10 protein-coding genes are annotated in these 15151 nt (G+C 48.6%); 5 read left to right on the top strand and 5 right to left on the bottom strand.

Annotated features, from left to right (window positions below):
• Nucleotides 1-151 precede the first annotated feature (151 nt).
• Nucleotides 152-2395: a DNA translocase FtsK gene (locus Q0135_RS00130; RefSeq protein ID WP_297987325.1), complete on the top strand. Its 2244-nt coding sequence runs from the start codon at nucleotides 152-154 to the stop codon at nucleotides 2393-2395.
• A 530-nt stretch (nucleotides 2396-2925) separates the two neighbouring features.
• On the opposite strand, the gene Q0135_RS00135 is transcribed toward Q0135_RS00130, so the two are convergent.
• Nucleotides 2926-3069 (bottom strand): hypothetical protein, encoded by a 144-nt coding sequence (locus Q0135_RS00135; protein WP_297987262.1) that lies wholly within the window; start codon nucleotides 3067-3069, stop codon nucleotides 2926-2928.
• 1182 nt (nucleotides 3070-4251) lie between these two features.
• Between Q0135_RS00135 and Q0135_RS00140 the strand changes: the two genes are divergently transcribed.
• Nucleotides 4252-5412, top strand: a complete 1161-nt coding sequence (locus Q0135_RS00140) for an FtsW/RodA/SpoVE family cell cycle protein (RefSeq protein WP_177389148.1) — start codon at nucleotides 4252-4254, stop codon at nucleotides 5410-5412.
• 137 nt (nucleotides 5413-5549) lie between these two features.
• On the top strand, nucleotides 5550-6563 hold the full coding sequence (locus Q0135_RS00145) for a UDP-N-acetylglucosamine--N-acetylmuramyl-(pentapeptide) pyrophosphoryl-undecaprenol N-acetylglucosamine transferase (RefSeq protein WP_297987264.1): 1014 nt from the start codon (nucleotides 5550-5552) through the stop codon (nucleotides 6561-6563).
• A 229-nt stretch (nucleotides 6564-6792) separates the two neighbouring features.
• On the opposite strand, the gene Q0135_RS00150 is transcribed toward Q0135_RS00145, so the two are convergent.
• Nucleotides 6793-7704, bottom strand: a complete 912-nt coding sequence (locus tag Q0135_RS00150; protein ID WP_297987266.1) for a hypothetical protein — start codon at nucleotides 7702-7704, stop codon at nucleotides 6793-6795.
• Between the two features lie 332 nt (nucleotides 7705-8036).
• Here Q0135_RS00150 and htpG point away from each other — a divergent pair, with 332 nt between their 5' ends.
• Together htpG and Q0135_RS00160 are read left to right on the top strand one after the other, a co-directional pair.
• Nucleotides 8037-9878, top strand: a complete 1842-nt coding sequence (gene htpG / locus Q0135_RS00155) for a molecular chaperone HtpG (protein ID WP_297987268.1) — start codon at nucleotides 8037-8039, stop codon at nucleotides 9876-9878.
• A 447-nt stretch (nucleotides 9879-10325) separates the two neighbouring features.
• Nucleotides 10326-11717, top strand: a complete 1392-nt coding sequence (locus Q0135_RS00160) for an OprD family outer membrane porin (protein ID WP_297987271.1) — start codon at nucleotides 10326-10328, stop codon at nucleotides 11715-11717.
• Between the two features lie 644 nt (nucleotides 11718-12361).
• On the opposite strand, the gene Q0135_RS00165 is transcribed toward Q0135_RS00160, so the two are convergent.
• The 3 genes from Q0135_RS00165 to Q0135_RS00175 all read right to left on the bottom strand — a co-directional run bounded on the left by Q0135_RS00165 (nucleotide 12362) and on the right by Q0135_RS00175 (nucleotide 15083).
• The gene (locus Q0135_RS00165; protein WP_297987326.1) at nucleotides 12362-13033 is read right to left on the bottom strand and encodes a NapC/NirT family cytochrome c; all 672 of its coding nucleotides are present in this window, start codon (nucleotides 13031-13033) and stop codon (nucleotides 12362-12364) included.
• The gene (locus Q0135_RS00170; protein WP_297987273.1) at nucleotides 13030-13461 is read right to left on the bottom strand and encodes a cytochrome c3 family protein; all 432 of its coding nucleotides are present in this window, start codon (nucleotides 13459-13461) and stop codon (nucleotides 13030-13032) included. Before Q0135_RS00170 ends, Q0135_RS00165 begins: the two co-directional genes overlap by 4 nt.
• Before the next feature lie 80 nt (nucleotides 13462-13541).
• Nucleotides 13542-15083, bottom strand: a complete 1542-nt coding sequence (locus Q0135_RS00175) for a flavocytochrome c (protein ID WP_297987274.1) — start codon at nucleotides 15081-15083, stop codon at nucleotides 13542-13544.
• Nucleotides 15084-15151 lie beyond the last annotated feature (68 nt).

The raw sequence follows: 15151 nt of genomic DNA on the forward strand, positions 1-15151 counted from the left end.
ATTCCGCGCCTGCGAGGGCGCGGAATTTTATCAAAGCATTAAAATTTCATCCTTCAAATAAAATTTTAACCTTCGTTTGGCTAAAATACCGCTTTAAATTTAAGGATCTATCATAATCAAAGAAGTATATTTTATCGTCGTATCGGCCGTCATAATATTTTTTGGGCTTGCTACCATTGCGCCCGATTCCGCGCTTGTAGGCAGCGCCGGCAATGCCATCCGCTCGTTTAATACCCAGCTATTCGGCTATTTTGCATACATCTATCCGCTATTTTTACTTGCCTTGGCATACGTAGCCTATAAGCATTTTCGCGGTTTTGACTTTAGATTTTTTGAGTTTAGCATCGGAGCCATTTTGCTGTTTTTTACCATTTTGATGGTGCAGTCGAGTCTCTTTGGCGCTAGTGGCGGAGCGGTCGGCAGCTTCGCGGTGGACGGACTTAGGCGAATGATCGGAAGCGTCGGTGTGTGGATTTTTAATATTACGATTTTTGTGCTTTCGCTAGTGCTTATATTTGAAGATCGCTTCACCGACATCATTAAAAATTGCTTTATTGGCTCAAGAGATGAAAGCTCGCAGGATGAAATTGGGGATGATTTCGCTAGCGATGCAGATGCAGCGCAAAGGGGCGGGCTTGCAAGGCATTCGTCTGCGCAGGGCTTGAGAGGTGCGGAAAATTTTAACGCTTTGAATGACGCTTTGAGCACAGAGGACAATTCGGCAAAACAGGGTAATTTTATGGAGCAGGGTGCAAGCAGGCGCGGTTTTGAAGGTGAGCGAAATTTACAAAATTTAAACGATACTCGCGAGCCTGAAAATGAACATAATTTCAGTGATGCACAGGGTCCGCAGGCTTCCGCTGAACGCGAGCTTAAAATGCCGCAGAAGGGAAAGCCGAGCAGGCTAAAAAGGGTCGAGCGCCTAAGCGAAGTCGCCGAAAATAAAAGGCTTTTGGATCAGCTCGATAAGGGCAGGGTGGCTAAGCCCAAGGATTTTAAACTGCCGCCGCTTGATTTTTTAAACCTGCCGCCGAAAAAGAAAAGCAATATCGACGAGAGTGAGATCGATCGTAAAATTTACGACCTGCTCGATAAGCTGCGTAAATTTAAGATCGACGGCGACGTGGTGCGGACCTACTCGGGCCCGGTCGTTACGACATTTGAGTTTCGCCCCGCCGCGCACATCAAGGTAAGTAAAATTCTAACGCTGCAAGACGATCTGGCGATGGCTCTTAGGGCGCAGACCATCCGCATCCAAGCGCCGGTTCCGGGCAAAGACGTCGTGGGTATCGAGATCCCGAATCAAAATATCGATACGATCTATCTGCGCGAAATTTTAGAAAGCGATGTGTTTAAAAGCGCTTCCAGTCCGCTTACCATCGTGCTTGGCAAGGACATCGTGGGGCAGCCATTCGTCACCGATCTTAAGAAGCTGCCGCACCTTCTCATCGCAGGCACCACGGGAAGCGGCAAGAGCGTGGGTATCAACGCCATGCTGCTTAGCCTTTTGTATCGCAACTCGCCCAAGAGCCTGCGCTTAATAATGATCGATCCGAAGATGCTCGAGTTTAGCATCTACAACGACATCCCGCACCTGCTAACGCCCGTCATCACGCAGCCTAAGCAGGCGATCATTGCGCTAAGTAATCTCGTTGCGGAGATGGAGCAACGCTACTCGCTCATGGCGCAAAACAGGACGAAAAATATCGACAACTACAACGAAAAGATGCTGCGCGAGGGGGGCGAAATTTTGCCTTACATCGTCGTTATCATCGACGAGCTCGCGGATCTGATGATGACGAGCGGCAAGGACGTAGAGCACTACATCGCGCGTCTGGCGCAGATGGCGCGCGCTAGCGGCATCCATCTCATCGTAGCGACGCAGCGCCCTAGCGTGGACGTCGTCACGGGGCTGATAAAGGCGAATCTGCCTAGCCGTATCAGCTTCCGCGTGGGCTCGAAGGTCGATAGCAAGGTGATTTTGGATCAGATGGGCGCGGATAGCTTGCTTGGGCGTGGCGATATGCTGTTTACGCCGCCTACCGCGCCAGGGCTCATCCGCCTGCACGCGCCGTTCACGACCGAGAATGAGATCAACAAGATCGCGGAATTTTTAAAAGCGCAAGAAAGCGTCGTTTATGACGAGCGATTTTTGATCGAAAACGAGGGCGCCAAGCAAGAAGGCGGCATAATCAATCCGCAAAATATTGTGCTTGACGAGCTTTACGACGAGGCGAAGGCGATCGTTTTGGAGGAGGAGAAGACCTCGATCAGCTACCTACAGCGCCGCTTGCGTATCGGGTACAACCGCGCCGCGACGATCATCGAGCAGCTCGAACAGATGGGTGTTTTGAGCGAGATCAACGCCAAAGGTCAGCGCGACATAATCAAGTAAGCTTTAAAATTTCGATGAAATTTAAGCGGCGAAATTTTAAAATTTATTGGATTTGCGGCGTCGGAATTTTTAAAATTTGATGGGTCTATGTCGATAGAATTTTAAATTTTAGAAATTTTAAAATTTATCGGATTTGTCGCAGCGGAATTTTAAAATTTCGGTACCTGTTGCGAATTTTAAATTTGTATGTCCATGCCCCACAGCTCGCACTTGTATCTCTGCGGCTGAGGCAAAGTGTGGCAGCTTGCGCGGATGTGATCGAGGCTTTTTGCGGTATGGCAGGGCGCTTTAAAGGTAGTGCTCGGCAGGTGCAAACAGCGCGTTTTACAGCTTGCGTTTACGGCGCGCCCGCTTTAAGACGTATTGAAATTTAAGGCGCGGTTTAATTGAGCGCTGTGCTCTTGGCACTAAATTTCAATCGCGGCGTGAAATTTTAAGGCATAAGCGGAGCAAAAAAAGGCACAGGATTTAAAATTCTAAAATTTGAGCGAAAGAGCTTCGAGATTTAAATTTTAAACGCTCGGCGATATTTAAATTTCATCTGCGACGCAGAATTGAGAGCTTGCCGCACTGCCGATACGTGAGCGATAGGCGCTCTGCGGCGGATGAATTTCGTTCAAGGCACCGCGGCGATCCGCGACGTAAATTTGAAATTTTATCCGAAACTGCTGCATACGGGGACGCCAGGCGGCCCAAATTTTGATTTTAAAATTTGCCGCAGCGGACCTGAATTTTAAATCGCGCCGCGCCGACATGAAATGTCTTGCGACTGCGCAAGCGGAAGAAGTTGCTGCAGACTGGCTTGCCCGCGCGCGAGTACATGAGTGGAAAGTTGGTCGCGCGCTGAAAGCCAGTAGTGGAGTATTGCGGTCGCGCGTTACGGTTAATTTGTAGCGCGAGTGCTCGTGCCGCATGTCAAAAACTTGTGTCGCAATCCGCGCAACAAAGCTGTTTGGCGCGCGGTGTTTTGTCGGGCATGTTTCGCAGTGCGGCTGCATACGGCATGTTTTGCGAGCGAGTGTTTACATGCTCTGCGGCGTAAAATTTTAGAACGGAAAATTTATCACCGCGCACATAAATTTAATAAAATTTGCGCCGTAGCGGCGAATAAATTTAAAACGAAATTTCGCACTGCCTGCGGTATAAACGCGCTTTGTAGCTAAGTTGCATTTTGCAGTGTGGCTGTATTGTAAGATGCGGCGCGTTTTACGTTGTCCGTGCGCTGAAAATCGATCGGCATGTGAGCGCGTTTGCAATGATGTTGCGGCGTAAAATTTTGCAGCTACCGCGCGCTACTCGTGTGCGATTTTGCATGGTCGCAGTTTGCGACCTTGTTATCGCGTGCCGAAAGTCGCCGCGATATGCCTGCCAGAGTAGAATGCACCCGTCTGTGTATTAAAAAATAGTGCGAGGTCCCGCTCTACGGTGCTGCAGCTCGTGTCAAAAGGCTGTGTGATACGCGAGAGTAAAATGCACGCTTAAAAAGCGGCGTGGATTGCGCTTCGCGGCGCTCTATCCGCAGTATGCATCGAAAGTCGCCGCGATATGTTAGAATAGAGCGTACGCAATACGCGCTTGCGGAATAGCGCGAGATCGTACCTTGTGGCGTGCTATCCCGTAGTGTGCGCCATAAAGCCGCCTATGTGCGAGAAAAATAATGCGCGCCGCGCGTCAAAGATGCACGATCGCATTGCGTGCCAAAAGATAATGCGCGGTCGCGCCGTACACTTTTAAAAGGCGGTGCCACGATTCGCACCGTGCGCCGTGGGCGCGATGCGAGGTTTCAAAACATCGTGCGGCAGACAAAGCGTGCACGGCGCACGTAAATGCGAATAAATTTTAAAACGGAGAGATGATTGAGAACCGATAAATGGCTATATTACTTCACCTGCGCGCTCATTACGATCGGCATGATATTTTCGCTGTCGCTGAGCTCCTATACGGTGCTTCTGCTGGGTGCTACACCACTGCATTTTTTTTATCGTCAGTGCGCGGTAGGGATCGCCTGCATCGCGGTGATGTGGATCGTCTCTCGCGCCGATCCCGATAAATGCCTAACGCCGGTGTGCATGTCGCTTTTTGCGATAATGGGGATTTTGATGCTCGCGATGGGCTTTTTACCCAAATCCTTGGTCGCCGACGTAAACGGCGCGGCGCGCTGGATCAGGCTGCCGTTTTTTAACCTCGCGCCGGTGGAATTTTTCAAGGTGGGCTTCATCTACTTTTTGGCGTGGAGCTTCTCGCGTAAGCTCGATCACTCCAAAAAAAGCATCGGGCGCGAGATCGCGACGCTGCTTCCTTACGTAGCGCTTTTCGGTTTTGTGGTGATCCTGGTCGCTATCGTGCAAAACGATCTGGGGCAGGTCGCGGTGCTGGGGCTTACGATGATTTTTATGTCGCTTTTTGCGGGCACTAGCTTCAAGCTCATCGGCTTTAGCTTTATGGGGATCTTGGGGCTTGCTTACGTTTTTATCGTCACGAGCGCGCACAGAGTCGATCGCGTGCGCTCGTGGTGGGGCGGAGTGCAGGATTTCGTACTGTCGTTTATGTCGCCGGAGACAGCTGCCGGGCTGCGTATAGAGGACGCTAGCGCGCCGTATCAGGTCGGACACTCGCTAAATGCGATAAACAACGGTGAGTTTTTCGGGCAGGGGCTTGGGCTCGGGAGCTTTAAGCTAGGCTATCTGAGCGAGGTGCATACCGACTTCGTGCTTGCAGGTATTGCCGAGGAGTGGGGGTTTGTCGGGATTTTGCTCATCGTGGCGCTATTTTATGCGATGCTATTTCGCATCTTTCAGACCGCGAGCAAGTCGCCTAGTAACGTAAATTTCCTCTTTTGCCTGGGTATCGGCTTTATGTTTTTCTTTTCGTTCATTATCAACTCCTACGGCATCACGTCGATCTCGCCGGTAAAGGGTATCGCCGTGCCGTTTCTGAGCTACGGCGGCAGCCACCTGCTCGCGGCATCGTTTGCGGTGGGGCTCGTTTTGATGGCGTCGAAAAGGGCGAAATTTTAAGGCTTTTGCGGGCTTTGGAGCGAGTGCGATTAAATTTAGGCGTAAATTTAGAGCCGAATTTTGCGTTTGAAATTCTACGCTGAAGCGCGCCGTGGCTTAAATTTAAGCGCAAAATTTTATAAATTTAAAGGAAAAGTATGGTCATAGCAATCAGCGGCGGCGGCACCGGCGGGCATCTGATAATCGCTAAAAATTTAGCCGCTCATCTTGCGAAGCAGGGCACCGAGACGATCTTTATTGGCTCAAACCGTGGGCAGGATCGCGCGTGGTTTGAAAATAGCGAGCTTTTTGCGCGCACCTATTTTCTGCAAAGCTCGGGCGTCGTCGATAAAAAGGGCTTTGCCAAGCTAGCCTCGCTGCTAAATATCCTGCGCCTCTCGCTTGCGGCGCGTAAAATTTTAAAGCAAAACGGCGTCCGCGCGCTCATCAGCGTGGGCGGATACAGCTCGGCGCCCGCATCCATCGCGGCGATCCTTTCTCGCGTGCCGTTTTTTATCCACGAGCAAAATGCCGTTTGCGGGCGGCTCAACCGCCTGCTAAGGCCCTTTGCGCGCGCATTTTACAGCTCCTATGAAAAGCCCGCGTTTGCTTATCCGATCGCGGATATTTTTTTCGAGACGGCGCGGCCGCGCACGGCGCTTAAGAGGGTCATCTTTTTGGGCGGCTCGCAGGGGGCGAGCTTTATCAACTCGCTTGCCGTGGAGCTTGCGCCCAAGCTTTTGAGCCTCGGCTACGGCGTGATCCATCAGTGCGGCGAGCGCGAGTTTAAGCGTATCTCCCAGACCTACGCGCAGCAGGGCCTAGATGTACAGCTCGTAGGCTTTTGCAAAAACATGCACGAGCTCATCGCAAGCGCCGATCTTTGCGTCGGGCGCAGCGGCGCTAGTACGCTGTGGGAGCTCTGCGCAAATGGCCTGCCGGCGATATTCGTGCCGTTTCCGTTCGCGGCGGCGGATCATCAGTTTTATAACGCGAAATTTCTTAAAGAGCGCGGACTTTGCGAAATTTTACGCCAGCAGGACGCAAGCGGCGAGCGGATTTTGAGCTTGATTGAGAGCTTTGACGTGGCGCGCGCGAGCAAAGGGCTGCTTGAGCTCGCTGATAAAAACGGCGCGCAAGCGATAATCGACGATGTGATGAGTAAAATTTAAAAAGGCGGTGGACGGTATGAGCTTGGTGAATTTAAGACGATCTCTGCGCGAGGCTTTAAATTTGTAAACCGATTAAATTTGACTTTCTGCGTTTGTGTAAATTTGACGCGGCGCTTGGGTTTGAGCAAAAATTTAAAATTTGTATGCTTGCCGAGCAAAGGGCGCTTTTTGATTTGCGCAAATTTAAACCCGCAAGCGCAATGCGCAAAAGTGCATTTGAGCCGTAAAATTATCTGCGCCTAAAGCTGATTATCGCATCGTCGTTTTCTTGTTGATATTTTTCAAACAGAGCCTGATATCTTTGCGATTTCGCCGGATCATTTGAATAAATTCCCACTAGAAAATAGCACGCCTCCGCAAATCGCAACTCGCACGATCGCTCAAAGTATTGCGCGCCCGCCTCCTTGTCATTGTCGTCAAAATACGCGACGTAACCGAACATAAAGCAGCCCTCGCCGTTACCGAGCTTGCATGCTTTTTTATACAGTTTTCTGCCCTCTTGCGAATCTCTATCCTCGTAGCCTGCGAGTCTCGTGCAGCTTTCGCCGCCGTTAAGCTCGTAGCAGCCTTTTTTAAGTAGATCTTTGGCGCCATCTTGCGAAATTTCGCCATTTAATAGCAGCAGGCTCGAAAGTACGGCGCAGGCATCGCCGTCTCCGCCGTCGCAATCTTCGCGAAATCTTACGGGGTTTTTCATTTTTAAAGTGCCGTCTTTGGTGCGAATAGAAATTTCTTTAGGATTTTTGTCTGCGGCTTCGTTTGCTTGATTGGTCGGAATTCGGGTTTCATTCAAAGTCTCCGTGCGAGAAGATGCTTTTATCGCTATAAAGATCGCGACTATACACACGACGATGAGAGGAAATATTTTTGGCATGGAGCGATTTTTGTGCGGAGTGCGGAGATCTGCGTCTTTGATCGATTGCCTACCCATTAAAGTAGCGACGGAAGGCTTGGGACTCGGTTTTTGGGTTAAATTTACTGCCGAACCTGCGCCTGATTTTTCGGTTAAATTTACGGTAGCGTCAGTATCCATATCTGCATTGGCATCCGTTTCGCAGACAGTTTCACTTGGGCTTTTTAAATTTTTGCCACGCTTTTCTCTCAGCTCATTTATGCGTTGTATGATTTCTTCGTTATTCAAATGAGATCCTTTTTGCTCGATAAATTTTGTTTTAGTTAAACGCCCGTTTTTATCATCAAAATCGCATCGAAGCTGGGTGAATTATATCATCTTATTTTGAAATTTTCAAAAAACGACGACTAAAAAGAATTTGTAAATTTAGCGCAGATGCGCCGTCAAATTCGGACTAGCCCTTGCTATATAATCCACAGCCGAGTTTAAATTTTATATTCTTCAGATGCGCGTAAATTTCCAAAACTTGATAGGATTCATATCAAGTTTATTTATTCTACTCTTGACAAGATTAGCACTCCATGATATAATCTGCCAAAATTTTCAAAAAGGACCGCATAATGGCAAAGAAAAAATTTAAGACCGAAGTGAATGATCTGCTAAATTTGATGATCCATTCGCTTTATTCAAACAAGGAGATTTTTCTACGCGAGCTGATCTCAAACGCAAGCGACGCGCTGGATAAATTAAACTATTTGTGCCTTACGAACGACGATTACAAGGCACTTTCGTATGTGCCGCGCATCGATATAAAGATCGACAAAGAGGCCAAAACGCTAAGTATCGGCGACAACGGCATCGGTATGGACGAAACCGAGCTAGAGAGCAATCTAGGCACCATCGCGCGCAGCGGCACGAAGGGCTTTATGGCGAGCCTTAGCGGCGATGCGGCGAAGGACAGCAACCTCATCGGGCAGTTCGGCGTCGGGTTTTATTCGGCGTTTATGGTAGCGGACCGTATCGATGTTATCAGCCGCAAGCCGCTCTCGCAGGACGGCTATAAATGGAGCAGCGACGCGAGCAACTACATGGTCGAAAAGGCGCAGAAAGAGGACTTCGGCACGACGATAATCCTGCATATGAAAGATGAGGAGTTTTTGGACGAATATAGGCTAGAAGGCATTATCAAAAAATACTCCAACCACATCCCTTATCCGATCTTTATGGATAAAGAAGAATACATTCCTGCGCAAAAAGAGGGCGAGCAGGGACATAGCGAAGTTAAAAACGTCCAAATCAACCGCGCGAGTGCGCTTTGGCAGCTGCCGAAAAGCAGCCTAAAGTCTGGCGATTACAATGAATTTTATAAGCAGATCAGCCACGACAGCGGCGATCCGCTGTTTTACATCCACACAAAGGCCGAGGGCACGCACGAATACACGACGCTTTTTTACGTGCCGAGCAGCGAGCCCTTTGATCTATACCGCGTCGATTATCAAAGCGGCGTGAAGCTCTACGTCAAGCGCGTTTTCATCACCGACGACGCCAAAGAGTTGCTGCCTAGCTACCTGCGCTTCGTACGCGGCATAATGGACGTCGAGGATCTGCCGCTAAACGTAAGCCGCGAAATTTTGCAAGAAAATCGAATTCTAGCCTACGTCCGCGAACAGAGCGTGAAAAAAATTCTATCCGAGCTAGAAAAGCTTTTGCAGAACGATCGTGAAAAATACATAAAATTTTACGAATTATTCGGCAAGGTTTTGAAAGAGGGACTTTACGGCTTCGGCGCAAACAAAGAGGAAATTTTAAAACTTTGTCTTTTCAAATCAAACCTGCGAGACGGTCTCATCACGCTTAGTGAGTATAAGGAAAAAATGAAAGAGGATCAAAAAGAGATCTATTATATCGCGGGAAACAGCGCCGCGATGCTTAAAAGCTCGCCTCTGATCGAGAAATTTAACGCCGAGGGCACGGAAGTGCTGCTCTGCGACGATGAGATCGATACGATCGTGATGCCTGGCATTTTTGAGTTTGATAAGACGCCTGTAAAAAACGCGACTTCGATCAAGCAGGAGGCCACAAGCGACGATGCCGCGACGCCGCAAGCCAAAGAGATCGCCGCAAGGATCAAAGAAATTTTAGGCGAACGCGTCAAGGATGTTAAAATTTCATCGCGTCTAAGCGGCTCGCTTTCCTGCCTTGTTTTTGACGAGAACGATCCCGATTTTGCGACGCAGCAGCTACTTAAGCAGATGGGAGGCCGCAATCTGCCGCCAATAAAGCCGATTTTGGAAATCAATGCAGATCACGAGATCATCAAAAAGCTGCAGGCCGATAAGCTGATGCTACCGCAAGTAGCCGAGATAATCTACGATCTCGCGCGCCTTAGCGAGGGGCAGGAGCTGGAAAATCCGAGCGAGTTTATCAAAAACGTAAACGATCTGATCGCAAAGGCTCTGTAAATTATCTAAATTTAGGGCTTCTATCCGTTATCTAAATTCCGCGCGGCTGCATAGGCTGTATAAATCTATGTAGCCGCGCTTTTAAATTTAAAAAGAAATTTCAGCTCGCAAGCTTCACCACGCTTTCTAAATTTTAAAATTTAAAAGCGGCGAAATTTCACCCTTTGATTTCGGTAAAATTTTATCCGGCGGCTCAGTTTGGTGTTTTGAAAATTTTGAGGTTTTGATCGCTTTTATCCGCGAGTTGAGCCTGGGACGCAAGCCGAAAATATCCGTCAAATCATAAAATCATAAATCGGGCGATAAATTTCACTATTCATTAATTTAATCTTTACAAAGTTGCGTAATCTTATTTTAAATTTACCCCTTTTTTATCGCAAACAGCGAGATTGTTTGATATAATTCATTTTATAAATATTTGTAAATCTTTATGAAAGGAGATTTCGAATGAAACTCATCAAACTAAGTTTAGCTGCGGCGGTTTGCGCATGTGCGGTATCCTCGCTAAGCGCGGCGGATAGCGTAGCCGAGGCGATCACTAACGGTAAGTTTGGCGGAACGGTAAAGACAACTTACGCCAATAAAACCGTAGACAATAGAGGCGAAGCCGCTACGGGCGATAACGACTACGAGGCATTCGGCGTGGGTCTTGAGCTCGGATACGTTACCGATCCTCTTTACGGCTTTAGAATAGGGCTTACCGGACAGGGCTGGTTGATGCCGTATCACGTAGGCTCAAGCAATAAGATCGCCTACGATAAGGAGTGGTATACTAAAGGTGCGGTATTATCGGAATTATACCTAGGATACGGCATAGGAAATACCGATATAAAGGCGGGTAGACAATATGTCGTGACTCCGCTCGTTGCGGGCAACTATACGAGGGCGTTTAAAGAGGCTTTCGAGGGCGTAGCGATATCCAATAAAGATATCCCCGATACTACATTGTGGGGCGGATGGTTTTATAAATTCCAAGGCAGGAGCAAAACCGCTATGGGCGCTCCAGCAGGCGAAGGAAAGGCTCCTTTATTTAAAGATAGGGTGATACTCGGCAATATGACCGGTCCGGTCGCCGTAAAATTTGAAAATATCTTCTCCGCATATGTTCAAAACAAATCCTTGCCTTATACTACTTTAACCGGCGCTTACGCAGCGGTAACGGACGTAAAACCGGCTAACGCATTAAAAGACGGCGACGTTAGCTTGTATCTTGCCGAGGCAAATGTAAAAGTGCCGGTAGACGAGATTTTAAAGCTAGGATTTGATCTTAACTACAAAGGCTCGCGCGTAAACGGAGGGCTGGAGCCAAGAAGGCTTGACGGCGATATGTTTGGCGCAAGAGTCTCGGTTAGCGAGTTTTTCGGATTCGGTCTATCGTATGCCTATACGACCGTTAGCGACGATGATGCCGTTATTTTGGGCGTCGGCAACGGTCCAGGATCATACACCGCTCTGCCTATCCGAGGTCCGTTCGTATTCACAGGATACGCGGGTATGGATACGCATAAGGTCGTGCTTGATTACAACTTCGGCGCTATTGGCCTAGATGGCTTCAAAACCGCACTACACTACGTAAAAGGCAATCAAGACAGAGTAGGCGGCACGAATAATATCAATGCTAGCGGAGCTGCGGGCCAAAAGGTCGGCACCAGCATGGACGTAGAGGGCTGGGCGGTAACGGCAAACTACGCTCCTAAGGCCGTTAAGGGGCTAAGCTTGGGCGTAACCTACACTGCGCTTGAGAGAAGCGACCACTACGCTAGCGGCGTAAATAGGAAGTTTGACGAGAACGAGATATGGTTGCAAGCTGCGTATAAATTTGATCTAAGCGGCAACTAAAGCTTTAAAGAGTGGAGTATTTTCCGCTCTTTCTCATCCGTATCATCAAGCAAGCTCGCGCTTGCTAAATTGCTTCATCCAAATTTACACAGACTTTTCAAATTTAATGAAATAAGGACGAAATTTAGACGATAAATTTAAATGATAGATTCGGCAAAATTTCAGGGAGACGGAATTTTAAATTTGCCGATCCGATCCGCTAAATTTTAAAATTATAAAGCCTTACTATTAAATTTAACGCAGCTATGTAATCTAGTAAAATTTCAGCAACATTTCGTAGAATAAGCGCACTGTATATCTGACATCGGCAAACTGATGTTGTCTTTAGGCCCTTAATATAGCAGGCGTTGACTGCGCCCTAGTATACGGCACTTAGATATCAAAAAAGCGATGATTTTTGCACAGCTTCTTTCGATGAAATTTTAAATTTGGATAAATTTTAAAGCTCGTCCGTAAAGCGTAAAAGAGATGAAAAAGGATAAAATTTTACCTATCGGATCAAGCGGAATAAAAGCGAGATAAAATTTGACCCGTTAAATTTAACTCGCCGCGGATTAAATCGAAGCCCAAATTTGAGCTTTAAATTTAACCCGCGGCGGAGCATGAATTGAAGCGCGAATCGAAACGCTTACAATCTCAAAGCGTTATTTCTTCGCGCTAGAAGCGTCCATAAAGGCCTGCTCTTCGGCGCTCGGTTTATACTCGTCGCCGAAGAATTTCTTCTTTGCTTTGATCTTCTCCTCCATCATCTTCTTTTCGTAAATTTTATACGTCGGTCGCCAGTACTCTAGGTAGTTGCGAAGCCCGATGCCATGCCCCGCGCTTACATGGCAGCTCGCGCATTTAAGCTCGCGCTCGGTGCCTAGGAGCTTTTTGTAGTGCGCGTGCATACGCTGTGCCTGCTCGGAGGTGATTTTGCTGTCGATCACGGTGGCGTGGCAGCTCGTGCAGCCGTTGTCAAACACATAGTGCTCGCGGTTTTCGCGCCTTTTGTTCCAATCAAATTTTTCAGGCTCGTCAAAGAAGTGCGAGTAGCCCTCCAACACGCCGTTTTTGGCCTTTTGATAGACGTATTTTACGATATTGTCGTGCGGTAGGTGGCAATCGACGCATTTGGCTTTGACGCCCGTTTTGCCCTTGCCCGAGTGGATGTCGTCTTGATAGGCGATCACCATCGGATCCATCTCGTGGCAGACGTCGCAAAATTTATCGGTGCTCGTTTTCTCAAGCGCATAGTGCACCGGCACGACGACGAAAAACCCTATAATGCCGCTTATTAAGATGATAAGCGCTAGTAATTTTTTAGAAATTCTCATGGTGTCACCCCCATCCATTGCGGCACTTCGTGCTCGTGGCATTCGGTACACATATTCGTAGATGCCTTGTGCTCGTTGTGGCATTCGTCGCAGTATAGCGTAGGACCGTCGTGGACGGAGTTGTGCGGATTGGCCTTAAGCGTATCCATAAATTTAAGCCTCAAAGCGAGCTGCTTTTTGTCGCCGTGGCAGCTGATACAGCCCTTGTCGCCGATACTTTTAAATTTAGACGGATCGCTTCCTTGATTTACATGGCAATCGACGCAGTCAAACGCCAAATGCTCGTGGTGCGGCTTTAGTTTGTGCTTTGCTCTAAGCTCATCTGAAACGACTATGTTCGTGGCGTTGGCGTCGTTAGCGCTCGGTGCGCCGAACAAAGTCGCGATGATACAGCACAAAATTAATGCCGTAAAACTGAAATTCTTCATTTGTAACCTTTTATAAAACTGCCTTGCGGGCCCGCGAAAGCTAGCCTGTAAGGCTTAAGAGAGCCTACGCTCCGACTAAATTAGGCGATCTGCTCGCCAGCGATCATTCCGAAAACTATGCAGTCTGTGATCGCTACGGTACCTAAGCGGCTAGCGCCGTGAGTTCCGCCGGTGATCTCGCCCGCAGCCCAAAGCCCAGGGATCGGCTTATTGGTTTTAGAGGATAGAACCTCTGCCTTTTCGTTGATCTTTAGACCGCCCATCGTATGGTGGGGCTTCGGCGAGAGACGGATGGCGTAGAAAGGTCCCGCTTCGTTGATTTCGCTAAGCGCGCTTTCTTGCTTGCCAAACTCGTCTTTTTTCGCCTTAACGCCTTCGTTGTATTTTTTGACGCTCTCTTTTAGGGCATCTGCAGGCACGCCGTATTTACTGGCGATCTCATCTAGGCTCGCGCATTCGCCCACTAGCTTTCCGCTTGCCATGCCTTTAGAAATAACCTCTTCGCTTAGGTCTTTAAATGCCATTTTGGTGTCCGCAAATGTTATCGGATAGGCTTTCGGATCCTCGCGTAAAATTTTAAACTCCGCATCCGCGCGGGTCTTACGGTCTGCAAGCTCGTTCATAAAGCGCTTTCCCGTGCGAACGTCCACGGCGATACCGTATTTAAAGGTGCCTTGTTGAGTTAGGATCGGAGCGGTGCCGAAGCCCTTCTCATCGGGGCTTGCCCATGGACCGAACTGGATCCAATCGACCTGCACCGGATACGCGCCGATCTCAAAGGCTTTTAACAGCACGCCCGCGGTAGCTCCCGCGTGATTTGTGCTATCGACGTCATCAGGGATGCGCGGATCTTGAAGCTTGCGATAAATTTTATCGCGGCAAAAGCCGCCCGCTGCGAGCACTACGCCCTTTTTAGCTTTGAGCGTCTTTTTGGTGCCGCTCGTGTTTTCAAGATCGTCGCTGTAAAGATTCGGATCAAATTTATACTCCTCGCGGATCACGACGCCCGCCACGCGATCCCCGTCCATTACGAAATCGTCAAATTTAGCGCGGCGGCGAAGCTCGCAGCCCTTATCTTTTAGCGCTTCAAATTTTTCAAGCATCGGCTGGATGTAGCCAGAGCCGCTATCATTCGTAGTTAGCATCGAGCGCGCGACGCTGTGTCCGCCGAAGTGCGCGCAGTGATCCATCTTAAATTGCACGCCGCTATCGACGAGGAATTTAAACGCGTCCAAGCCGCGATCGGCTAGGGTGCTTAAAAGCTCTGGATGGTTGATGCCAAGGCCCGCCTTTAGGCAGTCGTTCATAAATAGCTCTTTGCTGTCTTTAACGCCGGTTTTTTCCTGTACGGGGTTCATCGGTACGCTCATACCGCCGCCGTTGATGACTGAGTTTCCGCCGATACGACCCATCTTTTCTAGAATCAAGACTTTGTTGCCTTTCTCGGCTGCTTTTAAGCCCGCCGCAAGTCCAGCAAAGCCGCTACCGATGATGATTACATCCCACTCTTCGTCAAATTTGACGTCCTTTGCGTCCACAGCACTTGCTTGCGCATTCACCGCGCTAAGTGCGAGTGTACCGGCTCCTACCATACCCATTTTCAGTATGTCGCGTCTCTCCATATTTGCCCCTTTACTTAGAGATTTTTTAATCTTAAAGATTAATGTCGTAATTTTATATTAAATCTTTA

It is taken from the genome of uncultured Campylobacter sp., assembly GCF_937981295.1.
In the GTDB taxonomy this organism is placed as follows: Bacteria; Campylobacterota; Campylobacteria; order Campylobacterales; family Campylobacteraceae; genus Campylobacter_B.